Consider the following 23,795-nt stretch of genomic DNA (forward strand, 5'->3'; position numbering starts at 1 on the left):
CCTGAAGAAAATTGGCCGTTACAGCCATTGACCGCGTGCTCGGGCAGACGTGCCAACCCATTGCAGCCTGCGGTTCGTGTGCCTTGCCTCGTGGTCGCCGAATCAGCCCATCACAACCTCAGCACAAACTCCTGTGCTGAGGCATTGATGAGCAGGGTCCCGGCTCGATGGAATGAACGATGGTCAATCGAATTAGAAACGTTATAAGATAACTATTAATTCATGTTCGCCCTTGCACGTTCATTCCCACAATCCTTGCTTGCGATCCTTCAATGACTAACGCTCCCACTGCTGCACCTCCCATTCACCAACGCCTGCTGTCCATCGACGCCCTGCGCGGTCTGGTGATAGTGCTCATGCTGCTGGACCACGTGCGCGAGACCTTCTTGCTGCACCGACAGGTCGCCGACCCCATGAGTATTGACAGCACCGAACCTGCCCTGTTTGTCAGCCGTACCCTCGCCCACTTATGTGCCCCGGTGTTTGTTCTGCTCACGGGGTTGTCCGCGTATCTCTACGGCGAGAAATATCAGGGCAAGCGCGATGTCTCCGCTTTTCTGTTTAAGCGCGGCCTGTTTCTGGTGGTGCTGGAGTTCACGCTGGTCAACTTCGCCTGGACCTTCCAGTTCCCGCCCAGCGTGATTTACCTGCAAGTCATCTGGGCCATTGGTATCAGCATGATTGCGCTCTCAGCCTTGGTCTGGTTACCCCGTCCCGCGTTGTTTGTTGTGGGCCTCGTCATCGTGGCCGGGCATAACCTGCTCGACACAGTGCACTTTGCGGTGGGTTCTGACCTGCACGTGCCGTGGGCAATTTTGCATGACCGGGGCTGGATCGAGTTCTCGGATACCTTGCGACTGCGCACCTCCTACCCTGTGCTGCCGTGGATCGGTGTCATCGCGCTCGGTTATTGCGTAGGCCCGTGGTTTACACGCTCGGTTTCAGCCCACGTCCGTCAGCGTTACTTGTTGTTGACGGGTACAGGTCTACTGCTGGGTTTTGTCGCGTTACGTTGGCTCAACGGTTACGGCGAGGCGCAATGGACGAACTACGGGAATGTCACCCACACGCTGATGAGCTTTTTCAACATCACCAAATACCCGCCTTCGTTGCTCTTCCTGACACTTACGCTGGGCGTCGGCCTATTGCTGCTGTTGGCGTTTGAACGTGTCCAGCAACACAAATGGCTCAGCACACTCGCGGTGTTGGGTGGCGCACCGATGTTCTTCTATCTGTTGCACCTGTATGTGCTCAAAGTGCTGTATGTGCTCTGCGTTGCAGTGTTTGGACTGAACCACGGCGCCTACTTTGGGTTTGACGGCATTGGCGCTGTCTGGCTCACCGCCATTGCGCTGGTCACTGCACTGTATTGGCCGGTGAACTGGTTTGCCGGGTTAAAAAGCCGTCGACGTGACATCACCTGGCTCAAGTATTTTTGAAGGGATACCCGTGGATGGCGCACAGACCCTGCGCTGTCGAACTTCTTGAACTGTTTATGGATGAATGCACATGCGACGTTGCTCCCTGCCCCTGTTTCCGACCAGTGCATTGCTGTGCGCGTCGGTTGCAGCCCAGACCCATGAAGTGAAAATGCTCACCTGTGGCGCCACGGCAAGCATGCTGTATGAACCGAGTTACTTACAGATTGCTCCCACACTGCCAAAGCGGGCGCTTGATCGCCTGAGTGCCGCGCTTGAACAACAGGTCGCGCAATGACGGTCCTGCACACTCGGGCCGTGATGCTGATGGTGTTGGTCAGCCCGATCACCCTGGCTGACGCCATTCAATCCCAAAGCCGGGGTTTGATCGAAGACAGCACCTGGAACGTGATTAACCGCACAGTGTACGACCGACGAGACTATCAGCATGGCGCTCGCAACAGCGGCGCGCGTAACGCCTACAAACCAAAGGCCGAGCGTAATGGCTATGCAGAAGAATGGGCCTACGGTTTGATGGCCACCCTGCAATCAGGTTTCACACAAGGGTTGATTGGCGTGGGGGTCGATGCGCACGCCTACCAAGGCGTCAAACTTGACAGCGGTGGCGGACGGGCTGGCAAGGCGCGCTTGCTCGGGCTGGACAACGAAGGCTACCCCAAGGACAACTTTAGCCGAGGCGGTGCAGCACTTAAGCTGCGCATGTCCAATACCGTGGTGTCCTACGGCGAACAGCGGGTCAAAACGCCAGTCTTCAGTTCTTCCGACAGCCGTTTGCTCCCCGAGACAGCCACCGGGGTCTTCGCCGTCAGCCATGAGTTTGCAGACCTTAAAATGGTCGGCGGGCATTTCACTGAAAGCACCGACCGTAACGCCAGCAGCCACAATCAAGGCTTTGTGGTGAACTACTCCAATGCGCTCAAAGGCGATGCCTTTGACTTGGCAGGCGTGGTTTACACCCCGCGCAAAAACTTCAGCGCCAGCCTCTACACCTCGCGCTATGAGAACACCTGGAACCAGCACTATCTGGGTGCGATCTTTAGCCAGGCGATTGATGCTAAACGTGCGTTGACATTCAACTTCAACCTTTATCGCACAACCGATGAAGGCAAAGCGCTGTCAGGCAGCATCGACAACACCACCTGGAGCGCACTCTCTACCTACTCCCAAGGGCCGCACAGTGTCAGCCTCGGTTACCAGAAAGTACACGGCAGCACACCGTTCGACTACGTGACCCGAGGTGCCATTTTCATTACCAACGCCGTTCAGTTGTCTGACTTCAACGCACCCAACGAACAGTCATGGCAAGCCCGCTACGATCTGGACATGTCGCCCTGGGGCCTGCCCGGGCTGATGTTCAGCGCAGCCTATGTGCGTGGCAGTGATATCGACGGCAGCCATGTGGACCCGCGCGGCGGCTATGCCTACTTGGGCTATGGCAAACATGGCAAGCATTGGGAGCGGGACCTGGAGGCGCGTTATGTCATACAGAGCGGCGCGGCCAAGGGCACCCTGCTGTCACTGCGCCACAACGTCCACCGGGGCAACGCCGCACAGGCCGAACTGGACACGGACCAGATACGGCTTGCCATTGAATACCCGCTCAGTGGCAGGCTCTGAATCATTCAAGGCGAGGGGATCGATGTTTCCTCGCCCCCCCCTTAAAACTTATGACCCAGGGCCATGCCTGCAAAAAATGACAACACAATCAAGGCAAAGCTTGCCCACAGCGCGTATCGCTTGAGGCTGACCAATTGATTGTTAACGGTGTCCACTTTAGTACTCAGAGCACTCAGCAACGTCGACATGTCTTCCAGCGCTTTCGACGTGTGGGCAAACCTGTCCGTCTGAACCTGCGCATGTTCGCGGTCAATAAGGATTGGCTGTGCCGCTGACTCGCCCCTGGCTGAATACCAGCCCGCGCGTCCCAAAATGATCAATATCGCGGTCGCGCTGTACGTCATCCCGACCAGGGCCTGGGTCGCCACAACAATACGTCCCGCCCCGGCCTTGGGCACAATGTCGCCAAAACCCAGGGTTGTGAACACGACAGTGGACGCGTAGAGATAGTCCTCTTTCAAGGGACTTTGCAGCACTGAGTAGGCTCCGCACGTAGTCTGGATGTCTAACAGGCAGTGTCTCTGATAAAGAACCGCAAACAGAAAGATGTAAATCAGCGCCACGGCCAGAAAAAAAGCAAAGACAATACTGCCTTCCCAGGGCGCAGGTTTTATCCCCGAAAAGAGCGCGATATTAAAGCTTGCATAAAAGATCATCAGCGCCAGATAGCTCTGCCACCAATCTGTGAACACCAAACAGGCATAAACAGCGAAGCCCCCCGTTAGCGCAATGACCAACAGCCCTAAAACGTCTGCTGTACGGCTCTCTTTTTTGGCTAACCACGTATGAAAATTTTCATAAAACAACGGTTTTGACATCTATAAACCCGCCTTCCCGGCAAAAAGTTAAATCCATGAACAGCCGCTTTTTTACCTTCAACGGCCATCTTTCAGGTGGCGCGTAAAAGCCGTCGTTCCATATGGGTCGTATGCCACACCGGGTCGTGTTCGATGTCCGTCAGCGTAAACCCTTGCCGACGCCAAAAATCGACGGCGCCGGGCAAAAATGGATGCGTATGCAAGTACATCAACGCTACCTGAGCCGCTCGCGCCCTTCCCTCCAGCGCACCATATAGCCTGCTGGCCAGCCCGCCGCGTCGATAGTCGGGCATGACGAACAGGCGCGCGACTTCCACCGCTTTAAGCCCGCGGTAGTCGAGTTGAGGAAAGCGATGGTCGTAGGGCGTATAGCCAATCGATGCAACCAGGCGCCCGTTGTCCCGCGCCACTAAAAAACAGCCATCGCCTTGCAAATAAACCGCTTCAAACGCCGCCAGATCGGCCGGCATGCCGCCTGCCGCGCGGGTAGAAAACATCTGCGCCCGCGCCTCGGTCACGAAGCTCACAACTTCAGCGATATCGCCCGTTAAAACGCGTTCGATACATGGCGCAGACATCACTCGCCCCGCAAAACGATCAGTGCATGTTGCCGTGATCTGACCTATGCATGGCCCCATGATCAGGCTTGGACACGGCGTTGAGCGCACGGGCCGGGGCGTTAACCTCAATCGATTGCTGAACGCCTTTGGCATCCTCAATGACCAGCGTCAGTGGCACGCTGTCGCCCTCTTTGATTTGCCCGACCAGGTCCATCAGCATGACGTGATAGCCCTCTGGCTCAATGTCGACGGTTTTACCCGCCGGCAAAGCAACGAAAGGCACAGGTCCCATGCTCATCACATCGTTGACCATTTTCATCTCGTGGATCTGTACGGTCTTGGCCACTGCAGATTTGACCTCCACCAGCTTGCTGTCCGTGGTCGAAGTGATGTGCATGAAGGCACCACTGGCTTGCTGGCCAGCCACAGTGGCACGTACCCACGCGTCATCCACGGTGGTTTGCGCCGAAACGTGCAGGCTCAAGCCCAGCAACGACAACATCAGATACTTAACAGGTTTCATAAGGTTGGCTCTTTCAAAGGGGCGTTAAATCAGCAGACCGACATCACCGTCAGCAAGTCTTCGGTGCACTGCTTGGGAGACAACGAAGGTGACAAGCCAAGACGCAGCACGCCGCGGGTATCAAATACGAAGCTGGTGGCCGTGTGCGAAAGCGTATAAGTCGAGCCACTCGGGATTTTCTCGTAAAACACCTTGAACTCTTTGGCCGTGGCAGCGGTTTCTTCCAGCGTGCCAGACAGCGCCATAAAGGTCGGGTCGAAGGCTTTGACGTAGGCATCCAGCACCGCAGGCGTGTCGCGCTCAGGATCGAGCGTGATGAACACCACCTGCAACCGGTCGCCATCCGGGCCCATCATTTTTTTCACTTGCGCGGCGCGCGCCAGCGCCGTTGGGCACACGGCCGGGCATTGGGTGAAGCCGAAGAAAATCATGGGCATCATGCCGCGAAAGCTGCCCAGCATGACGTCATTGCCCTGAGTGTCGTGCAGCTTGAACTTGCGCCCCAGGATCTCGTTGCTCAAATCTTTACCGTACTTGTACGACAACCCACTGCCGGGATCGCACCCAGCGAGCAACCCCAGACTGAGCAAGCCCAGGCCTTGAACAACATGGCGGCGAGTCAGTAATTCATTCATGTGAAGGTTCCTTTGGCGCACGACTCATCCCCAGTTCAACCCACGAACCGGCGACATTCAGCGTTTTGGCTTTGAAGCGGGTGTTCGTTAAGAGGGAGACGAGTTTCATGGGCGCAGAATTTACCACTCTCAGCCCTTCGGAGCACGTTACGTTCGTCATTAAAAAGCCGGAACCCTGTGCGGGTTCCGGCCTTATTCAGGCCCGGCAGGCCCTCAAACGCATACGTGTGTGACTGTCGGTCGCGTTATCAAGTGCGCACCAGCGCCAGCAGATACACCGCATCGCCATGTTGGCGTTCGATGGTTATGAGCCGCTCCCACGTCAATCCGAAACCTTCCAGCGTGTCGCGAATCCCTTGCTCGGTAAAAAAGTAGCCTTGACGGCGGTTGTCCATTTCACGCCAACCCGGTGTGAGGTTGCTGGCGTCGACGCCAAATACGTTGATCGCAATCAGACCGCCTGGGCGAACATGGCGGCGCATGTCACCCAGATAGCTTTGCCACTCATCCGGGTGCTGATGGTGAAAGCAGCCGTTATCCAGCGCCGCATCGAATTGACGTAATAAGGTCGGCTGCCAGTCTTGCAGTGCGCAAGGCACCAGTTCAAGTCGCTCGCCCCAGCGTTTGCGCAGCAAAGGCCAACTGGAGTTTTCGACGATATCCAGACCGGTAACGCGATGACCTGCCTGTATCAACTCCGACGCATCACGCCCCCGCCCAACCCCGACATCAAGAATCAGTTGATCGCTTCTATCCCCCAAATGCTCAAGAAACACCCGCGCGGCCTTGGCCATGCCTATGTCCCATGACCACTCGTCCTCACCGTTGCCGTAACGATGAACAAATGAAGTGTTGAGTACGTTTCTATACGTGGGCACATCCAGAAATTGCGTCTGCTTATTCATTATTGTCCGCTCCTGGTGACGTTAAGAGGCTTGGCGATAGGCGATGGTGTAAATGTTGCCGTCATAGGAGCTGGCAATGAAGCCATTACTGTCCTTGTCCTGGCTCAAACACGAGATGCCACTGGCGGTCGGACGTTCGACATCCATCCAGGTGCGGCTTGGCAAATCGAACAACGCTACAGTGCCGCTGTAGTTGGCGGTCGCAATGACACGACCATCCGCCGAAGCACAAATGCACTTGATCGAGTTTACGTGTGGCGTGTCGTAGACCTCATCGCCTGAGCCCAGCCACAGGCGCAGTTTAAGGTCGCGACCGATACTGGCAAAACCGCCGTCTACGGTGCAGCAACCATTGGAGATCCGAGTGTGCGCCTGCTCGACATGCCGCGCGCTGCTGAAATCGTCAATGTTGTGCAACGCCACGGCGGCCGAGGCGCAAACGCTGAACAAGTGTCGGTCGTTGGCCGCCACCCCCTTGATTGCGTTGTCGTGCATCGGGATAGACGCGATCAGCGTCAAGCCATGTGCCGTGTCCAGAGCAAACACCAGGCCTTCGCCGGTGTAAGTGCCAATAAGGGCGTGCAGCACACCGTCCTTGTGAAACGCAGTGGCACAGTTAAGCGGCGATCGATGTTGATACAGAAGCCGCCCGGTCAGCGCATCAAAGACTTGCCCCATTTGCCCACCTGACAATAGCAATGGTCCAAAGGGCAGCAGAAAGTTGCACAGGCTGCCCACGCCCATGACCGGCTGGTTATCTTTGAACAGCATCCCTGCGTCGCCGATGCTGTATTGCTGTCCTGCATCGTTGACCACCGCGTTGATACTCACGGCCGGGGCGATGCCGTCGACGTGCCATTGATCCTCGGCGTAATTCCAGGTCGCGTAGCGCGAGCCAAAGGTGGCAAACACCAATTTGTCTTCGCCGACAAAGGCGCAGCTACGCGGCCAGACAATGCTTGGCAAGGCGGTGGTACGGCGTTTGATCAGATTTTGCTGGGCGTCCAGTTCCCAGACAATCGCCGAACGGTCGTAACTAAGCGTCACCAACAACTGTTTATCGTCGTTCCATACGATGCGCTTGATCCCGGCTTCATGGGCAGGAATCGTGCGTACGTGCTCATTGCTGATCAATGAAATACGGCCGTCATCGTCACCCGCAAAAACCAGGCCCTGACGGGTGATTGCGATGGTGTCGGTTTCAACGCCGCCAATGTCTACCAGGCCACACTGCGCCAGGCTGGCCGTGTCCCACTGGCGCACGGTGCCGTCATCGCTGCTGGAAATCAGGCGCAGTCCGTCTGGCGACCAAACCACTGAAATCACGTCGGCGTCATGCCCCTTCAGTTCACCCAGCAACGTACCGTCCAGGTCGAAAATACGCAGTACGTGATCGCGCGAACAGGTGGCGACACGCGTACCGTCGGGTGAAAAAACCGCCATTTCAACATCATCGCCATGCCCGGACAGCACCGACTTCAAACGCAAGCTGGGCACCTCCCAAATACGTGCGGTGTAATCACTGCTGGCGCTGACCAAGTACTTGCCATCAGCGCTGAAGGCACATTGGTTAGCCAGATGGTCGTGGGTAACACGGTGAATCGAACGCCCGGTTTTGGCGTCCCACAGAATCACTTGATTGTCATAGCCGGCCGTCGCAATGAACTCACTGGCATGCGCGGAAATACCGCTGATAGGACCTATATGTTTCATGGTGAAATCCTTTTCGAAAGCAAGCCTTACAACTTGATGGAGTGACTGGATTTAGTGACCTTCGATTGCAAATAGCCACGGTTATGTTGGGTCAGGAACACCCCCGTAGGCACTGCACTCACCACATCAATCCCGCCATCGCGCAACTGCTGGACTTTCTCCGGGTTATTGGTCAACAAGCGGCATTGCGTCACATTAAGGGCTTTGAGCATGTCCACCGCCGGGGTAAACGTGCGCGAATCCGCGGGATGATTGAGGTGCAAGTTGGCCTCATAGGTATCCAGCCCGGTGTCTTGCAATAAGTAGGTTTCAAACTTGGAATACAAACCAATGCCGCGCCCTTCCTGACGCAGATAAATCAAATACCCCCCTTGTGCATTCAACGTTTCAAGGGCTTCTTGCAGTTGCGGGCCACAGTCGCAGCGTTGTGAACCGAACACATCACCAGTGATGCACTCCGAGTGCACGCGAACAAGTGGGATGTCCGCGGTGTCGGTATTAACCCCCACGGCAAAATGTTCATTGTTCTTATCAAAACCTTTAAAACCATAAAAGTGCGCATTAATGGTGCCGCCCAAAATAGAAATAGGCACTTTGGTATGACGCGATACTGGCGTGTGCATGAGGTATCCCAATTAAAAGTTCAGATGACAGACAATCAGCGCAGGTTTTCAACTAAGCGAAAACCCATGACATAGAGCGGTCGGGGGTAACGGCCATGACGACGCGCGGTGCGGGCCAGGTCTCGGAAACGGGTGAAGCTTCCACCCCGCGCGACGCGATGCTCGCCGACATCCAGCACCAGGTCATCACGGATCTGTGGTCCGCCAGGGTAAGGGTGGTAAGCCTGCGCTACGTACTCTTCAACGTTACCGGCCATGTCCATCACCCCGAACGGTGAAGCCCCTTCAATGAATACCCCCACTGGCGTGGTTTGCATCAAGCCCAGTTCCGCAGTGTTGGCAAAAGTGGCATCAAAGTGCTCACCCCAGGGGAACTGCAAGCGCTGACTCCCGGCCGCTGCATGCTCCCACTGTGCTTCAGAGGGCAAGGCGAACAGACGCCCGGTGCGCTTGCTCAACCAGCACGCGTAGGCATCCGCATCGCTGGCATCGACGCTGTACACCGGATGGTTGGCCATATGATGCGGGTAAGCGCCGAATGCCCAACTGCTCGCAAGTGCCGGGTGCTGTGTTTCAAGCAAAAAATGCCGATACTCGCTGTTGGTCACCGGATAACGTGCAATCCGGTACTCATCGAGTGCGACCCGATGGCAGGGGGTTTCTTTCTCGATCCAGCTGCGATCAAGCCCCAGACCTTCGAACGCGCTCATCACGGGGTCCACACGCTCAGGTGCCAACCCGATCTGAACGGTACCGCCGGGCACCGTCAACATGTGCGGGTTGAAGGGGTCGATACGCGGATCGCCTTTGAGTCCCAGCACTTCGCCGGCCGCAATGCGCGTCGCCAAAGGCTGCTCAACCTGGCTGATGATGCTGAGCAATTGACTGACCGGCAGCGCCAGCATATCGATCAATGCGCCTTGCACCTGACGGCTGATGGGATGCTCCACAAAATGCGGCGCATAGCCCATCAAAAAACGGTCAGTCACCTCTTTGGGCAGCGGGCTCGAAAATCGAGGCCAGTGCCCTGCTTTATTAGTTTTCATACACTCACTCTGTCAGCCACAGACAGGCTGAACGGGACGCGAGGGGCTACCCGATCAGCGCGTTTGTCCAACGATTAGAGGTGGTCGAGGACCAGGCGCGGGTTGGTTTCAATCATCTCGATTTCAGAGGAATACACCTCAATCACCAGCCCGTCAGGGTCTTCGAAATACACCGCCGTGCGCACGTTGTCAGGCCCATGATGAAAGCCTGGAGCTGGGCCATTGCCCTTGACTACGTTGATCCCGGGCCAGGTGGCTACCTTGTCGGCAATGCGCTGTACGTCGTGTGGCAATGCACGCAAACCGATGTGGTAGCCCGGCGGGTAGCTGAACGTGGGGTTTAACTCAATGAAGAAATCAAAACCATTGAGTTCCATCACGATCTTGCGCGGGCCAAGGTTGTAGCAATATCTGGCCGACAGCACCTGCTCATAGAAAGCCTGTGAAACGCCGAGGTCGCGGGTCAGGATATTGATATGGCTGACCTGAGGCGCCAACCCGGCTTCCCTGGCGCAGGCAATCGTTGTGCCCTCCAGCGAACGCCACATTTTGACGGCGGCGGCAAATTTCGAAAAACCGGCCAACCAGTCGCTGACTGCCACTGATGGCTGATGGCTCGTCACCTTCAGGCCGTGAGGATAAACAAATGCGTGTGCACTGTTCAGCAATGCGAGCGAGCCATGCTGCGGATAATCATCCAGTGCAATCACCACCGCAGCCTTGTTTTTGGCGTGCTCAGGTGACTTAAGCAAATGCTCGGCAAAGAACTGTTCATCACTCGCTGAGGCGCACAACAAAATGAGGCCATCGATCTGCGCAGGCCATTCACCTTCAAGGTGGAACTCAAACCCGGCCATGCTGGCAATTGCGCTCAAATCATTGGCCCAGGCACGATGCCGGGCGGCGCAAGCAGGGGACTGAAGCGCAAGAAGCTTAAGCACGGTCAGCAACCTCCCCCTTGCGACGCCCTACCAACAAACTGTAACGCCCCAGTTTTTCTTCCATGACGTCGAACCCCTGATCACTCATCTGCTGAACAAGCCATGGCGTGGGGTGCAACTCGCCATTCACGGTATTGACCATCATGTGCAACGAGAAATCAGCGGAAAGAGCCGGCGTGATTTCATTAGCATCCAGCGACATGCTCAAAATCATCAATGCCCCGCCCTTGGCTACCAGTTGGCTGGCCGAGGCAATCAGGGCGCGGGTCTGCTCGCGGGTGAAGTAGTGCAGGCAATCGTTAAGCATCACCACATCAGCGGTTTCGCCCTGGTAGTTGGCCAAGTCGAGCAGGTTGCGCTCTTTGAACGTTAAGCGGTCGTGCAGATTGTAGGTGTCCAGCGTGTGTTGGGCGGCGTCGCGTGTAGCTGCCAAGTCCCAGATTTCACCCTTGAGTGTGGGGTGACGTCGGGCTATTTCGGCGATATAGGTGCCATGCCCGCCTGCCAGATCGATTACCGTGCGTGCGTTATCGAAGATCGACAGTTCACGCACCACATCGACCATTGGCTGGCTAAAGCGCACCATCGCATCGTTAAAAGCGTCACGTGCGGCCTGGTCGTGCTTGAAACGGTTTTCCTGCTGGAAATCCATGGATTGGTCAGTGGCCAGGATCTCGCCCAGCCGCGGCCAGTTCTGCCACTGCAAGCGCTGGTGAGCAATGATGGGGCCAATGAATTCAGGGCTGCTGCTGACTAAAAAACGATCACTCAAGACCTGATTGCTAAACCGGTCCTCGTGTTTATTGAGTAACCCCAAGGCCACCAGGCCATTGAGGAAAATTTTGCCTTTATTTGAGGTCCATCCTAAACGCGTTGCTACGTCTTCGGCCGACACGGGGTGCTGGGTATGATCAAACACCTGCTGGTCAACAGCAAAGTGCAAAATAGCCGATTGGCGATATTGATCAGACAACTTAACCAAGTCCACAACACTGTTTAAACCCGCCACTTCGTTAGCGCGTTCATAAAGGGTTGTCGGTTTTTGCGCGTTCATACCACTGTCTTCCTTATTAGTTATTTGCGTCCATGCCTGGCACTTGGCACTGCACCCACTGCGGCTCTGCCAGTGACCGGGCAGAAAAAAAGACACCACTCGGGCACTCAAACATGAGTGCCCCGCTTGGCACGGCAGGAGCGTAGACGCGATATCCATAAAAACAAGGAATGTCTTTTATATTTTTTAATTATCTAAACACCAATCTATATAACTTGTATGGCCAGATATTCTTTGCTAAAAAGACGCGTTTACACCTCCCGCCCCGCGTGAAATACCGATTAAAGATCAACGTTTAATAAGTCCTTAAGGAATGAGGCGTTTTATGAACGACACGATTCATTTACTCACTCGCCATCGTAGCGAGCGCAGCTTCCAAACACGCTCTGTGGATGAGGAGTTGCTAAGCGCCATTATTCAAACTGGCCACAAAGCGCCCTCTGCCTTCAATGCGCAGCACATTTCCTCGGTTGTGGTACGTGCCCCCGAAACCCGCCAACGTATTGCAGAACTGGCAGGCGGTCAGCCCTGGATTGCGACCGCACCCGTGTTCATCACGCTGATCGTGGACTTTCACAAAACAGCGCAAGGGGTTGCCCGGGCCGGGGCCGAGCAACATATTCACCGTTGCCTTGAAGGCATGCTGGCTGCTGCCACCGATGCCGGGATCATTCTCAGCACCATGATGACGGCAGCCCGCTCACTGGGCCTGGGCGTGGTGCCGGTTAGCGGCATCCGTGCCAATGCCAGTGCCATGATTGAACTGCTGCAATTGCCTGAAAAAACCTTCGCCCTGTGCGGAATGGCGCTTGGCTATGTGCTGCATCCGGCCGCGCAAAAACCGCGCTTGCCGATAAGCAGCTTTCGCCATGACGAGCGCTATGACCCCCATGCGATTGCCCCGGCGATAGGCGAGCACGACCAGGCGATGCTCGCGCACTGGCAACGTCAGCAACGCCCACAGCCGCAGAGTTGGTCGAGCAGTGTGGGCCAGCGTTACTCCCATAACTACCGCCCGCAACTGAGAAATCAATTGCGGGCCAACGGCCTCGATATTGAGTAAATACTAACGATGCAGGCCGCACGGCGGGTTGTCCGGCAACGTCAGCAGCTCAGGCATTGCTCCACGCAACCGGGGCCACACGCAGGAATTGCTGGAGCTCTTCCAGTATTGTCTGCGGCCAAAGATCACTCAGGCCGCCGGCACGCAGTTTGAGTGCCGGCATGATCCATTGCACACCGTCGTAACCCCACTGTGCATTACCCCGCTCGCGATCCTGCAACGCACGCTGGAAAATCGCCAGGTCGCGGCGGTCCCGCCTCACACCGCTGACACGCTCCACCCAGCTTTCGTAGCGTTGGCGAATCTCGATGAAAGGACCCTTTATGATCGCCAACACGCCGCATTGGGTGCGGTTATGAAACGCAATATTGGAAAGTCCGAAGTAGGGTTGGCCCGGGTTGATTCCAACGCTCGCCTCCGCGGGCAGGCGAAATACGGCCAAATCAATATCAGCATGCTCCTCAAGCTGCATCTGTGGGTCTGACAACAGCGTTTCGGTGTGCTCAAGCAGCTGCCATTGCTCGCGCCAGGCTGGGCTGTAGGTGTGCGTGCGCTCAATCACATCGTTGAGCAGTGGCAGCAACGTGCCAAAGGTTTTAAGTAACTGCCGACTTTCGTTGGGTGCACGTGAGGTGCGGGTGCGCTCGGCCAAATGGTTTAGGGTAAAAGCCACCTGCAAAGCATGGCTGCAGGTACCGCGAGCGTAGTCCCCCAACCGGGCAACATCGATCAGCACGTCTGCATGACGCTGCGCGTGCTCGGGTGCCAGAAACGCATAGATAGAGGCCAAGCCGTCGAGGTCGAAATGATCGCTGGTGACGATGCTCGCCTGCGGCCAGGCAGTGGCCTGCGCCATGTAGCGCAAAGCACTTTGCGTCGACAGGTTGGCTTTGTACGGCTGCGGGGTACGGTTGGCAGGCCAATGAGACAGCGTCAAACGCGTCTGCTCATTGTGGGTTGAGTCCAGCGAGATATTGGCCACTTCACCCGTCATGTCCAACGGCAGATAGCCAAATTGACTATGCGCATCAATACGCACCGCCTGCGCCGCTGCATCAGCAGGTGCAGCAGTTGCAGGTGGCAAATCCGGCAACGTTAACGGTACGCGCTGAAAGTCCACCTCGGTTTGCCTGATTTCGCCATGACCGCCCAGGGTGTAGACCAACCGGCACAGGTTTTCGCGCCGAATATCTCGCCCCTCCCCATTGCGCGGCGCACTGCCCGGCCCGGCAATGGCGCTCGTCAAGTCAATGAAGTGGTTTTCACACAAACCGATAGGCCGCCCACCGAGCAGGCGGATATCAAGCGCCCGGGTTTGCCCCAGGACATCGGCATCTGCCATTACCTCACTCTCACCGCAGTTCAATGCGCTGAACAGAGTCATGGCAACTCCGGCTTTTCAGTGGCCAGTAGCACGTCTCTATCAACGTGCCCCTCAACCGTATCGCGCCGGATCACCTGGCGCACAGTGATAAACAGCAGCGCCGACAGCAATGCATACAGACCAAACAACCACGCCGCAGCGCTCGAGGCACCCTCCACGCCGCCCGGTGTGGTAAATCCGGCCAGGTTAGCAATCATGCCCGCCAACGCCGCACCTATGGCCGTGGCAATCAACTGCACAGTGGTAATGGAGGCCCCGGCAATGTCTTTCTCAGCATCCGGCACATTGGCCAATACCCGCGTCAGCAGGTGTGGCCACGCCAGACCTATACCTGTACCCACGCAGACCATGCCCACCGAGACCCCGCACAAACTCAGTAAAGAACCGGTGGTTTGCGGGACAAAAATGCACGCCAGCGCCAACCCCACGACGACAAACACCGGGCCATACAGCGTTGCCCGATTGGCCGACTCACGGGCCAGGCTCGAACTGTAGAGCGCTCCCAACGTCCAGCCAGCCGCCATTAAAGCCGCGATATACCCCGCTACCAACGGCGTTTGCAGGTGTAGCACTTGCAAGAAGTACGGCACGAAGACTTCACTGGTCATGCCAATGACCATCAAGCTCATGGACAGATAGATCGGCAACAATGCGCCGTGGGAACTCAGGCTGTTTTTGGGCAACATGCGATGTTTGTCGCTGCCTTCCACCCGGTACACCGCATACAACAGCACCAACCCGACCAGTAACCCCAAGCCATTGAACAAGGGCGAGGGTTTGATGCTGCCCAGGGAGATGGCCAGCACCACTGCGGTCAATAGCGCCAGTTGCACCATCGGCACCGAGACCTTGGCACGCGGCTCGGTGCTTTTCTTTGGCAGCATCAGCGTAGCCAGCAACATGAATACCAGTGTGACGGGGATCAGCACCCAGAACGCCGCACGCCAGGCGTCATATTGCGCAAATACACCGCCCACCGCAGGTCCGATCAACGTCGCAGCGCCCCACATGCCCGAAATCAGGGCCATTGCGCGCGGCCACAAGCCTTCATCGAACACCAGGCGGATCATCGAGTACGGCAAGGCGAACAATAATCCGCCCCCCAACCCTTGCACTGTGCGCCCAAGAATCAACACGCCCATGTCCGGCGCCAGGCTGCAAATGCCACAGCCGATGGCAAAAATCACACCCGCTACTGCATAAGCGAGTTTTGGCCCAAGGCCTGTCAGGCACTTGGCCGACAGCACTGAGCCGATAATCGAAGCCACGACAAACAACGTGGTGTTCCAGGCGTAGTAATCAAGCCCGCCAATGTCCTTGACCACAGACGGCAAAATGGTGGTGACCAAGTACACGTTGATCGCATGCAACGCGACTCCACCCGCCAGCGCCAAGGACCTGAGTCCGTTTTTGCCCAGCAATAATGCCGCCCATCCTGTTGCCGTTGTCATATCCCTGCCCTGAGTTACATTCCGTTGCATCGAGCCTATTACAAAAGGTAAAGCTTTGATAATTATTTTTTGAAGTTGTGGGTATGATCACGTCCGGCTTCACCCATCCCTCTTGAGACGACCACTGCCCTATGTGCGCAACCCCGACCGACTCCGCCAATGCCTCGCGCAACACCGGCGCCACTGCTGAACGGATTCTGTTTTTGCTCAAATCCCATGGCCCGCTTAAAACTGCCGACCTGGGACCGCTGCTAAAAATCACCCTTGAGGCCACACGCCAGCAAATTCAAAAACTGCTGGAGGCCGAGCTGATTGTCGGTCAAGTCGTGCCTTCGGCAGGCGCTGGCCGCCCCTCGCAGAAGTGGGCGCTGACCCCTGCGGCGCAGGCGCGGTTTCCCGACACGCACGCACAGCTCACCTTGCAGCTGATTGATTCGATCAAGTTGATCTACGGCAACGATGGCATCGATAAAGTGGTCAGCAGCATTGAACAAGCCAATACCCACGACTACGTCAACGCGTGCGCGCAGGCCACCAGTCTCGAAGAAAAAGTCATGGTTCTGGTAAGGATTCGTGACGCGGCCGGTTATATGGCCAGCATGCAGGCCGACGGTGAAAGCTGGCTGCTGATAGAAAGCCATTGTCCGATTTGCATTGCCGCGCAGAAATGTCAGGGCTTCTGTCGCTCGGAGCTGCAAGTGTTTCAGGCGGCGTTAGGGCAAGACGCTGACGTTGAACGCATTGAGCATTTGATCACCGGCGATCGCCGGTGCGTCTACCGTGTGACGCCGCACCCGTCTTGAGCGACGGGGGGCGCGCGGCTGACCTTGCGCCTTCGCCTTGAGACTCAAGTGCGAAGGCTGGCTCTTCTAGCGCTGCGTCTGGGCAGTGACGCCACGCATGTCTTCGAAGAAGGCTTTGTCTTTAGGTACCCGATCAGAAGCCTTGGGGATGTTCGGCCCTTGAGCGTCCTGGCTTTCTACGTACCAATAACAATGCTTGATCGCACGCGTGATACCGACATAGGCCAGACGCAGCACCTCGTCCTTCTGCGCCGAATCATACGGCTCGGGGTCACCCGCCTTACCTAGCCCAGCCATGCGATACACCTGATTTTTGTAGGGCGATGACGTCAGATGCTGACAGTCTCCCAGCAGGAAAACCGCATCCGCTTGCAGCCCTTTGGAACTGTGATAGGTCAACTGTTTAAGCCTGCGTGCCTCTGGCGGCAATCTAGAATCCGCATTAACTACAGGCTGAATTTCTTTTTCTATCAATAACTTATCGCTGCTTTTTCGATACAACATTAAGACGCTGTTACCTGCGTTGTAATGCTCGATCAGTTGTGCGGCCAGTGACTGATCGTCACGATTCAATACGGCAACCGGCACCAAGGTTTTTGGTTCTCCACTCGCCTTGGCACGCTTGCCGGGAATACCGGGGGCTGCACGCACGATGTGTTCGGCGGCATCAATAATGTGCTGGTGGCTACGGAAATTGTCACTGAGCATCACCCGCGTAGTGGCCGGTGAAACAAACTCTTTATTGAAATCCATAAAGTATTTGGGCGAACTGCCCCGCCAGCCGTAAATCGACTGCCAATCATCGCCAACACACAGCAACGACGAACGTTGTGCGCCCCGGCCGATGTGCATGGCGGGGCCGCGGCTGCGGATCTCGCGCAAACTGGCACGCAACCAGGAGACGATCTGTGGCGAAACGTCCTGAAATTCATCGATCATCAAGTGCGAAAGCGGACGCAATTGCTCATGGTTGAGCAGCTTGAAATTTTCGGGGCTGTTCTCGCCAAACAGCGCGAACATGCGGTTATAGGTCATGACTGGCGGGGTTTGCGCCAGCAAGTGATCTTCCAGGGCACGCCAATAAAGGCTCAACGCCTCGAAGAAAAACCGGTCGGGGTCGTCCTTGGCAAAGCGCATGTCACCGACAGCCGTCGCAACATCCAGCCCCAGGTTCTCGATAAAGCTGGCGGCGCTGACAAAACAGTCCAGCAGCGGCGCTGAACTCAGCTCCCCCTTGAGCTTGTAGTCAATGCCCGGCCCCGCGCTAGCCTCATCCGCCAGCGCGGATAGAACACGCTTTGACGCACTATAACTATCTATCCATATCAATGGCTTATCGCAGAAAGCTCGAAACAGGGTCTTCTTGACTGCGCACTCAGCGCGCACGGTCAGCTTGGCATTGGGACGGCTGATCTGCGGGCTTTCTCCTGGATCAAACCCCAACACCACCCACGCGTCGAGCTGCGGGATATAACCGTGGCAATGGAAGGTGGAGCCATTGATCTGGAAGGTTTCACGGCTCGGCTCAATGCCCTGGATAGGCCACGCGCCCGCGCCAAACCATAAATCTTCGAGGGTGTCGCAGAGTTCTTCATCGCGCTTGGCGGCTAATTCAGTCACCGCCATGCGCTTTTGCACATCCGGATGATCACGTTCCAGCGCCCTGAGCTGTAGAGCATGCCGACACAGCGGCGATATAAGCGTCTTGAAGCGTTCGTCACGGGTGTACAGCGCGTGATAACAGGCATTCAGTTGTTGGCGCTGGGTGTCGTTGATGCGCAAATCAAAAGGATTGCTCTCAACCTCTTCATCCGCCTGGGCACTGCGCGCACTGAGGTTTTCAAAGGCTTCTAACTTGGCGTAACCCGGCAGGCTGCGCACCATCGGCAAAATACGCGAATGAAAGGTGCGTACAACGTCCTGCGCCTGCTTGAAACTCAGGGCTTGTCCCCACAAACCGAACACTTCTTGCAGCTTGGCAATAAAGTCCTTACGCGACTCTCGGGTAAAGGTGACGACGGTCATCGAACTCAGCTCAAAACCCAAGTAGTGGCTGAGCAGCAAAATACGCAACACCAGCGAGGTCGATTTCCCTGCCCCTGCACCCGCGACTACCGAGGTTGAAGGGGTGTCACTGAAGATCATCTTCCATTGCGCCGCACTGGGTTGCGCATGCGCCGGCAACATCGCCGCCACATCAGCCTTGACCTGCTTTTTCAACTCAGCCGTCAGGGGCAGGCGCCAGTCATCGAACAAGTCATCATCGACCCCCGGCCCGCGCAGTTCCCGGGATCGCGTGTCATTGATGTGCAGCACCTGACGCCCGTCTTCAAATCCCTCTGCATGGCCCTCTTTGTAGCCGTAATCCACCCCCGCGCTGTGCCCGCTGCGAAACCCGTCCGCCTGGCCATGCAACCACGATGCTGCGTGTTGAGCCCGCAAACGGGTTAAACCGCTGCCAAACAACCGTGCAGCCAGGCGCTTGAGCATCGGCAGTTGAGTGATAGGAGCGAGTTCATCAGGCTGATCGGATTTGTGTTGCGGCACGCTGACTCCAGGGTGTGAGGCTGTCCGGGGGCACTATGGTCGCCCCATTGCGCGAAGAGTTCTAGCTAATTGCTTGAATGTCAGCAGTTTAGCTTGTGCTTTGAAGGCAAAGGATTATCTGTTGCCAAGGGTAAAGATCGAACAAATAGATTGGTTTAAAGCATTTTTTACGCTTTTTATCGATTAATCATTATTGGAAACTCACTCCCATCATCGATCGGGTAGCAGCATCCTTCGCCCGACTGACCCGAACAGGAGCAGCATCATGCTTGAACTCAGACCTTTCAACACACTGGGCGGCGCGAATCACGGCTGGTTGGACGCGCATCATCACTTTTCGTTCGCCGAGTACTACGACCCGCAACGCATGAACTGGGGCAATCTGCGCGTGTGGAACGACGACGTCATCGCTCCCGGCACCGGTTTCCCAAAACATCCGCACCGTGACATGGAAATCATCACCTATGTGCGAGAAGGCGCCATCACTCATGAAGATAACCTGGGCAACAAAGGCCGCACTGAAGCAGGCGATGTGCAAGTCATGAGTGCCGGCACTGGCATTGCGCACAGCGAGTTCAACCTGGAATCGACCGCGACCAAGATTTTCCAGATCTGGATCCTGCCCAATCAGGCCGGTGATGCACCTGCGTGGGGCGCCAAACCGTTCCCTAAAGGTCAGCGTGAAGGCTTTGTGACGTTGGCCAGCGGCAAGGACGGTGATCAAGAGAGCCTGCGTATCCGCGCCGACGCTCGCCTGGTGGCCGCCAACCTGAAGGCGGGCGAGACAGCCGAATACGTCTTGGATAAAGGCAGACGTGCGTATCTGGTGCCTGCGACCGGTGTGATTGAGGTCAACGGCCTGCGAGCCAATGCCCGTGACGGGGTGGCCATTGCTGATGAAAGCGTGCTGCGCGTACAGGCACTGGAGGACAGCGAAATCGTACTGGTCGACGTGGCATGACGCCCAATGAAAAAGCCGGGCCTGTAATGAGGCTCGGCTTTTTCACGGTTTGAAACACCCTTAAGTCATTGGGTTATCGATCTGGATGTAAAGCGAAAACGCACCCAGTACCAACCAGAAGCAGGCGAACAGCCAAGGCGACCGTACCGAGAACATCAACGATTTTTTGTAGCCTTTGTGCGTCGATTCCATCTCACAAAACAGCGGGGACTCGTCATAAGCAAGCCCCATCTGTGGCTCGCTGCTTAGCAACTCACTCTGCTTGAAGTGCCAATGATCGATGATGTCGTACGCAGCCCGAATACCCGGCCAGGCATTCAACGAAATCATCAGCCCCAACACCGCCAACATCGGTGGCACGGTCAACGTGAAGAACTTGCCCCACTCCGGGTTGAGGTTGGCCATGCTCGACGCAAATGCGATCACCAAAAAAGACTGGGCTGCCAGATAGGCGTCCGTGCGGTGGGACAGAATGCTGGTTTCGTACTGGATTTCGCGGCGATAAAAGTCCAGACGGTCCTTGGGCGAACCAAACATTTTTGCGTCATGTTCGGTGTGAACGTGTGGCGGGGTGTCCGGGGTAATGATTTGGGTCATCCAAAGCGCTCACGCAGTGACTCGAAAACGCTTTGATGCCCACAATGACGACAAAGTTCAGCGCGTTGCCAGACCTTCGGCCACTACTTTGCGCCGCTGAATCATGTACCCCAACAGTGCTACAGGTGCTGAAGCCAACATGACTTCGACGGTGATTTCTAGCGGCTTACTGATGTAGGCCGATACCAGCAGACTGCCCAGAAAGCACAAACCAAGCTGTAGGGTGTTTTGCAGTGCAGCAGCTTTGCCTGAGTTTTTGGAAAATGGCAGCAAGGCGTTGGCGACCACGATCGGGTAACTCGCACCGTTGACCAACGCCATCAGGCAAAACGGAATCAACAAAGTGATCAGCGTAGGTTCAGTCTGTGTGGCGACGACATAGAGTCCCACCATGCTTGCGCAATAAGCCAACAACAACCAGGGCAATAACGTACGGCCTTTGATGCGCTGCAAGGCACTGCGGCAGCTGTAGCCGCCAATCAAAAATGCCAACGTCGGAAACGCATAGCTCAAGCCAATATCGTTCGGGCTGTAGCCCATGTCGCCGAGGATGAAGGGCGAAGCCGTCAGCCAAGCGAAAAAACTGGCTGAGCACGCTGCAAAAATCATCACATTGCCGCTGAACGTCGCCGAACTCAGCAACTGGAAGTAACTCACGCGCGCAGTGTCGGTCTGAATACGTACGCGCGGCTTGTCTTTAAGCAGCAACGTGGGCACCAACAGCATCAGAGAAATCCCCAGCAACACCGTGAAGATTGCCTGCCACCCCAAATGGTTGAGCACCACGGCCCCCAACAGGGGCGCCAGGGCTGGCGATAAGCCCATCAGCGGCATAATGCCTGCAAACACCCGATTGGCTTTGTCGGCCGGGTAACGGTCAATCACCAGGGCTTGCCACGTCACCGCTGCGGCGCAAATGCCGATGGCCTGAACAAAGCGCAGGCTCAACAGCCACACCGCGTTGTCGACCCAGAGCATGCCCAGGCAGCCCAACGCAAACATCGACAAACCCGCCAAGAGCACAGGCTTGCGTCCAAGCCGATCCGACAGCGGTCCCCAGAGCAATTGGCCAAACGCAAAACCGGCCAGAAAGATGCTTAAACTGGCCCCCACCGCACCGGCTGACAGCTGTAACTCACTGCGCAATGTGCCAAATGCCGGTAAATACATATCCATCGCCAAATAGCCCAGCATGCTGAGGCCGGCGAGGTAACAGGTGAAACCAAACGAGTTCTTCATGTGCACCTAAAAGCTTCCCATCAAACAATTTGTTGACTGGCGTGCATTATCCGGCTGAGCATTCGCTTGTGAAGCGATAATAATTTCACTTTGGCATCAATTATTTCGAAGGCAAAACTGTGTGGTCTGAATATTCTCTGGATGTCATTGATGCCGTAGCTCGGCATGGCAGCTTCAGCGGCGCAGCCCAAGAGCTGCATCGGGTGCCATCGGCCATCAGTTATACGGTGCGTCAACTGGAAGTGTGGTTGGCGGTGCCGTTGTTTGTGCGCCGTCACCGGGATGTGGAGCTGACCCCGGCCGGTCAGCTATTTGTCAAAGAAGCCCGTGACGTGCTGAAAAAAATGCTCGGCACGCGTCGCCTGTGCCAGCAAGTGGCCAATGGCTGGAGCGGCCAGTTACGGGTCGCGGTGGACTCCATCACCAAGCAACCGCGCTGCCAGCAAATGGCCATCGACTTTTACCGACACTTCCCCGACGTGGAACTGATTATTCGCTACGAGGTGTACAACGGCGTGTGGGACGCCCTGGTCGATGGCCGCACCGACATCGTCATCGGCGCGACGCGTGCCATCCCGGTAGCGGGCAGTTTTGCCTTTCGCGACATGGGGTTTCTACACTGGTTATGCGTTGCCAGCCCTGATCATGCGCTGGCCTCCTGCCAAGGCTTGCTCAGTGATGAACAGCTGCGGCCCTACCCCTCGTTGTGCATGGATGACACATCACGCAACCTGCCCAAACGCGACACCTGGACGCTCGACAACCAACGGCGAATGATGGTCCCTGACTGGGCGACGGCGTTGGCCTGCCTGTGCGAAGGCTTGTGTGTTGGCATGGTGCCTGCGCATCTGGCTCAACCTCTGATCGCACAAGGGCAGTTGGTGGCCCTGCACCTGCAACGTCCCTTCCCCGCCAGCCCCTCCTGCATCGCCTGGGTACAAAACAACCATTCCCCGGCCATGAGCTGGTTGCTGGAGTACCTCGGCGACACTGACACCCTGAGTCAGGAGTGGCTCAATGATGCCGAGTGCGGTGCTCAGTGATCAAACAGGATCGGGTACAACGACAGCACCAACAGCAGCGCCATGCTCAGATTGAATGCCAATAACCACTTGGGCTTGGTCAGCACGGAGCGCAAAGCACTGCCAAAGCCTGCCCACACGCAGACGCTGGGCAAATTGATCACCGCGAACACCAGCGCAATGATGAACACATTGACGATGTATCCCTGCGAGGGGGTGTACGTGGTAATTGCACCGATCGCCATCACCCAGGCCTTGGGGTTGACCCACTGAAAAGCGGCTGCACCCCAAAAGCTCAACGGTGCGCCATGTACATTTTGCGTAGTTGAAACTGGCCCGCTGGTGGCGACCTTCCATGCCAGATACAACAAGTAGGCGGCGCCCAGGTAGCGCAATACGGTGTAAGCCACCGGCACGGCCTTGAACACCCCGCCCAGACCCAATCCCACCGCCAATACCAAAAACATAAAGCCAAAACTGATACCCAATGCGTGAGGAAGAGTTCGGCGAAACCCAAAGTTAACGCCCGAGGCCAGCAACATGGTGTTGTTGGGACCAGGGGTGATGGAGGAGACGAACGCAAACAACACAAACGCTGAGATTAATTCGAGGGAGAACGGCATGTTTACGTCCGGTGTTTAAAGGGTGGTTGAACACACCCTAACGGATCACCGGGCAAGACTTGCGTTACAGCTGAGGCGTATTTGTACCGCACACATTGGCCAGCGTTTTCTGTTTTGAGCACATGTTTTTCACGCGCCGTTCACATTCCAGAGCCTAAATTGAACCCACTCCTTTAGTGAATCCCTCTTGGCCCGCTTCCCCCAGCGGGCCTTTTTTTGCTCGCAGATTGT

23 protein-coding genes are annotated in these 23,795 nt (G+C 56.3%); 7 read left to right on the top strand and 16 right to left on the bottom strand.

Annotated features, from left to right (window positions below; genetic code table 11):
- Positions 1–272 precede the first annotated feature (272 nt).
- The 3 genes from ACP7A4_RS19575 to ACP7A4_RS19585 all read left to right on the top strand — a co-directional run bounded on the left by ACP7A4_RS19575 (position 273) and on the right by ACP7A4_RS19585 (position 3,056).
- Positions 273–1,439: a DUF1624 domain-containing protein gene (locus tag ACP7A4_RS19575; RefSeq protein WP_426247998.1), complete on the top strand. Its 1,167-nt coding sequence runs from the start codon at positions 273–275 to the stop codon at positions 1,437–1,439.
- A gap of 70 nt (positions 1,440–1,509) precedes the next feature.
- A complete protein-coding gene (locus ACP7A4_RS19580; RefSeq protein WP_426247999.1) occupies positions 1,510–1,716 on the top strand; it encodes a hypothetical protein in 207 nt (68 codons plus the stop codon).
- A complete protein-coding gene (locus tag ACP7A4_RS19585) occupies positions 1,713–3,056 on the top strand; it encodes an OprD family porin (protein ID WP_426248000.1) in 1,344 nt (447 codons plus the stop codon). Before ACP7A4_RS19580 ends, ACP7A4_RS19585 begins: the two co-directional genes overlap by 4 nt.
- Positions 3,057–3,097: 41 nt before the next feature.
- Here ACP7A4_RS19585 and ACP7A4_RS19590 read toward each other — a convergent pair whose 3' ends face one another.
- The 10 genes from ACP7A4_RS19590 to ACP7A4_RS19635 all read right to left on the bottom strand — a co-directional run bounded on the left by ACP7A4_RS19590 (position 3,098) and on the right by ACP7A4_RS19635 (position 11,874).
- Complete coding sequence (locus tag ACP7A4_RS19590) at positions 3,098–3,874, bottom strand: potassium channel family protein (RefSeq protein ID WP_203303948.1); 777 nt, start codon at positions 3,872–3,874, stop codon at positions 3,098–3,100.
- A gap of 71 nt (positions 3,875–3,945) precedes the next feature.
- Positions 3,946–4,452, bottom strand: coding sequence for a GNAT family N-acetyltransferase (locus ACP7A4_RS19595; protein ID WP_059762333.1), 507 nt, complete (start codon positions 4,450–4,452; stop codon positions 3,946–3,948).
- 19 nt (positions 4,453–4,471) lie between these two features.
- Positions 4,472–4,957 (bottom strand): copper chaperone PCu(A)C, encoded by a 486-nt coding sequence (locus ACP7A4_RS19600; protein ID WP_203303950.1) that lies wholly within the window; start codon positions 4,955–4,957, stop codon positions 4,472–4,474.
- 29 nt (positions 4,958–4,986) lie between these two features.
- On the bottom strand, positions 4,987–5,592 hold the full coding sequence (locus tag ACP7A4_RS19605; RefSeq protein ID WP_059762335.1) for an SCO family protein: 606 nt from the start codon (positions 5,590–5,592) through the stop codon (positions 4,987–4,989).
- 248 nt (positions 5,593–5,840) lie between these two features.
- The gene (locus ACP7A4_RS19610; protein WP_059762336.1) at positions 5,841–6,497 is read right to left on the bottom strand and encodes a class I SAM-dependent methyltransferase; all 657 of its coding nucleotides are present in this window, start codon (positions 6,495–6,497) and stop codon (positions 5,841–5,843) included.
- Positions 6,498–6,518: 21 nt separating this feature from the next.
- Positions 6,519–8,210: a WD40 repeat domain-containing protein gene (locus ACP7A4_RS19615; protein WP_426248001.1), complete on the bottom strand. Its 1,692-nt coding sequence runs from the start codon at positions 8,208–8,210 to the stop codon at positions 6,519–6,521.
- A gap of 26 nt (positions 8,211–8,236) precedes the next feature.
- A complete protein-coding gene (locus tag ACP7A4_RS19620) occupies positions 8,237–8,833 on the bottom strand; it encodes a GTP cyclohydrolase II (protein WP_059762338.1) in 597 nt (198 codons plus the stop codon).
- Between the two features lie 35 nt (positions 8,834–8,868).
- Positions 8,869–9,879 carry a formylglycine-generating enzyme family protein gene (locus tag ACP7A4_RS19625; protein ID WP_203303953.1) on the bottom strand — a complete coding sequence of 337 codons (1,011 nt, stop codon included), beginning with the start codon at positions 9,877–9,879 and terminating at the stop codon, positions 8,869–8,871.
- Between the two features lie 74 nt (positions 9,880–9,953).
- Positions 9,954–10,820, bottom strand: a complete 867-nt coding sequence (locus ACP7A4_RS19630) for a VOC family protein (RefSeq protein ID WP_426248002.1) — start codon at positions 10,818–10,820, stop codon at positions 9,954–9,956.
- Positions 10,813–11,874 carry a methyltransferase gene (locus tag ACP7A4_RS19635; RefSeq protein ID WP_203303955.1) on the bottom strand — a complete coding sequence of 354 codons (1,062 nt, stop codon included), beginning with the start codon at positions 11,872–11,874 and terminating at the stop codon, positions 10,813–10,815. Before ACP7A4_RS19635 ends, ACP7A4_RS19630 begins: the two co-directional genes overlap by 8 nt.
- A 325-nt stretch (positions 11,875–12,199) precedes the next feature.
- On the opposite strand from ACP7A4_RS19635, the gene ACP7A4_RS19640 reads away from it, so the two are divergent.
- The gene (locus tag ACP7A4_RS19640; protein ID WP_059762341.1) at positions 12,200–12,937 is read left to right on the top strand and encodes a nitroreductase family protein; all 738 of its coding nucleotides are present in this window, start codon (positions 12,200–12,202) and stop codon (positions 12,935–12,937) included.
- A 49-nt stretch (positions 12,938–12,986) separates the two neighbouring features.
- Here the strand turns inward: ACP7A4_RS19640 and ACP7A4_RS19645 are convergent, their stop codons facing one another.
- Both ACP7A4_RS19645 and ACP7A4_RS19650 read right to left on the bottom strand, forming a co-directional pair.
- Positions 12,987–14,321, bottom strand: a complete 1,335-nt coding sequence (locus ACP7A4_RS19645; protein WP_426248003.1) for a DUF6687 family protein — start codon at positions 14,319–14,321, stop codon at positions 12,987–12,989.
- Positions 14,318–15,772: an MFS transporter gene (locus tag ACP7A4_RS19650; RefSeq protein ID WP_203303957.1), complete on the bottom strand. Its 1,455-nt coding sequence runs from the start codon at positions 15,770–15,772 to the stop codon at positions 14,318–14,320. The genes ACP7A4_RS19645 and ACP7A4_RS19650 overlap by 4 nt, the downstream gene beginning before the upstream one ends.
- A gap of 131 nt (positions 15,773–15,903) precedes the next feature.
- On the opposite strand from ACP7A4_RS19650, the gene ACP7A4_RS19655 reads away from it, so the two are divergent.
- Complete coding sequence (locus ACP7A4_RS19655; RefSeq protein ID WP_426248004.1) at positions 15,904–16,575, top strand: helix-turn-helix transcriptional regulator; 672 nt, start codon at positions 15,904–15,906, stop codon at positions 16,573–16,575.
- Between the two features lie 66 nt (positions 16,576–16,641).
- Here ACP7A4_RS19655 and ACP7A4_RS19660 read toward each other — a convergent pair whose 3' ends face one another.
- Entirely contained in the window at positions 16,642–19,122 is a 2,481-nt protein-coding gene (locus tag ACP7A4_RS19660; RefSeq protein ID WP_426248005.1) for a UvrD-helicase domain-containing protein, read from the bottom strand.
- 265 nt (positions 19,123–19,387) lie between these two features.
- On the opposite strand from ACP7A4_RS19660, the gene ACP7A4_RS19665 reads away from it, so the two are divergent.
- On the top strand, positions 19,388–20,083 hold the full coding sequence (locus tag ACP7A4_RS19665) for a pirin family protein (protein ID WP_426248006.1): 696 nt from the start codon (positions 19,388–19,390) through the stop codon (positions 20,081–20,083).
- A 60-nt stretch (positions 20,084–20,143) separates the two neighbouring features.
- Here ACP7A4_RS19665 and ACP7A4_RS19670 read toward each other — a convergent pair whose 3' ends face one another.
- Together ACP7A4_RS19670 and punC are read right to left on the bottom strand one after the other, a co-directional pair.
- Entirely contained in the window at positions 20,144–20,680 is a 537-nt protein-coding gene (locus ACP7A4_RS19670; protein WP_059762347.1) for a hypothetical protein, read from the bottom strand.
- A gap of 57 nt (positions 20,681–20,737) precedes the next feature.
- Complete coding sequence (punC, locus tag ACP7A4_RS19675) at positions 20,738–21,919, bottom strand: purine nucleoside transporter PunC (protein ID WP_426248007.1); 1,182 nt, start codon at positions 21,917–21,919, stop codon at positions 20,738–20,740.
- 119 nt (positions 21,920–22,038) lie between these two features.
- On the opposite strand from punC, the gene punR reads away from it, so the two are divergent.
- On the top strand, positions 22,039–22,962 hold the full coding sequence (punR, locus tag ACP7A4_RS19680) for a DNA-binding transcriptional activator PunR (protein ID WP_059762349.1): 924 nt from the start codon (positions 22,039–22,041) through the stop codon (positions 22,960–22,962).
- Here the strand turns inward: punR and ACP7A4_RS19685 are convergent.
- On the bottom strand, positions 22,956–23,564 hold the full coding sequence (locus tag ACP7A4_RS19685) for a LysE family translocator (RefSeq protein WP_426248008.1): 609 nt from the start codon (positions 23,562–23,564) through the stop codon (positions 22,956–22,958). The genes punR and ACP7A4_RS19685 overlap by 7 nt on opposite strands.
- Between the last annotated feature and the right edge of the window lie 231 nt (positions 23,565–23,795).

The sequence above is a fragment of the Pseudomonas sp. TWR3-1-1 genome (assembly GCF_049896545.1).
GTDB classification, from domain to species: domain Bacteria; phylum Pseudomonadota; class Gammaproteobacteria; order Pseudomonadales; family Pseudomonadaceae; genus Aquipseudomonas; species Aquipseudomonas weihenstephanensis.

Bases quoted from the DNA above. Each gene is read 5' to 3' on its own strand.
- ACP7A4_RS19575 (WP_426247998.1), top strand. From the start codon at position 273: ATGACTAACGCTCCCACTGCTGCACCTCCCATTCACCAACGCCTGCTG.
- ACP7A4_RS19580 (WP_426247999.1), top strand. From the start codon at position 1,510: ATGCGACGTTGCTCCCTGCCCCTGTTTCCGACCAGTGCATTGCTGTGC.
- ACP7A4_RS19585 (WP_426248000.1), top strand. From the start codon at position 1,713: ATGACGGTCCTGCACACTCGGGCCGTGATGCTGATGGTGTTGGTCAGC.
- ACP7A4_RS19590 (WP_203303948.1), bottom strand. From the start codon at position 3,874: ATGTCAAAACCGTTGTTTTATGAAAATTTTCATACGTGGTTAGCCAAA.
- ACP7A4_RS19595 (WP_059762333.1), bottom strand. From the start codon at position 4,452: ATGTCTGCGCCATGTATCGAACGCGTTTTAACGGGCGATATCGCTGAA.
- ACP7A4_RS19600 (WP_203303950.1), bottom strand. From the start codon at position 4,957: ATGAAACCTGTTAAGTATCTGATGTTGTCGTTGCTGGGCTTGAGCCTG.
- ACP7A4_RS19605 (WP_059762335.1), bottom strand. From the start codon at position 5,592: ATGAATGAATTACTGACTCGCCGCCATGTTGTTCAAGGCCTGGGCTTG.
- ACP7A4_RS19610 (WP_059762336.1), bottom strand. From the start codon at position 6,497: ATGAATAAGCAGACGCAATTTCTGGATGTGCCCACGTATAGAAACGTA.
- ACP7A4_RS19615 (WP_426248001.1), bottom strand. From the start codon at position 8,210: ATGAAACATATAGGTCCTATCAGCGGTATTTCCGCGCATGCCAGTGAG.
- ACP7A4_RS19620 (WP_059762338.1), bottom strand. From the start codon at position 8,833: ATGCACACGCCAGTATCGCGTCATACCAAAGTGCCTATTTCTATTTTG.
- ACP7A4_RS19625 (WP_203303953.1), bottom strand. From the start codon at position 9,879: ATGAAAACTAATAAAGCAGGGCACTGGCCTCGATTTTCGAGCCCGCTG.
- ACP7A4_RS19635 (WP_203303955.1), bottom strand. From the start codon at position 11,874: ATGAACGCGCAAAAACCGACAACCCTTTATGAACGCGCTAACGAAGTG.
- ACP7A4_RS19640 (WP_059762341.1), top strand. From the start codon at position 12,200: ATGAACGACACGATTCATTTACTCACTCGCCATCGTAGCGAGCGCAGC.
- ACP7A4_RS19645 (WP_426248003.1), bottom strand. From the start codon at position 14,321: ATGACTCTGTTCAGCGCATTGAACTGCGGTGAGAGTGAGGTAATGGCA.
- ACP7A4_RS19650 (WP_203303957.1), bottom strand. From the start codon at position 15,772: ATGACAACGGCAACAGGATGGGCGGCATTATTGCTGGGCAAAAACGGA.
- ACP7A4_RS19655 (WP_426248004.1), top strand. From the start codon at position 15,904: ATGTGCGCAACCCCGACCGACTCCGCCAATGCCTCGCGCAACACCGGC.
- ACP7A4_RS19665 (WP_426248006.1), top strand. From the start codon at position 19,388: ATGCTTGAACTCAGACCTTTCAACACACTGGGCGGCGCGAATCACGGC.
- ACP7A4_RS19670 (WP_059762347.1), bottom strand. From the start codon at position 20,680: ATGACCCAAATCATTACCCCGGACACCCCGCCACACGTTCACACCGAA.
- punC (WP_426248007.1), bottom strand. From the start codon at position 21,919: ATGAAGAACTCGTTTGGTTTCACCTGTTACCTCGCCGGCCTCAGCATG.
- ACP7A4_RS19685 (WP_426248008.1), bottom strand. From the start codon at position 23,564: ATGCCGTTCTCCCTCGAATTAATCTCAGCGTTTGTGTTGTTTGCGTTC.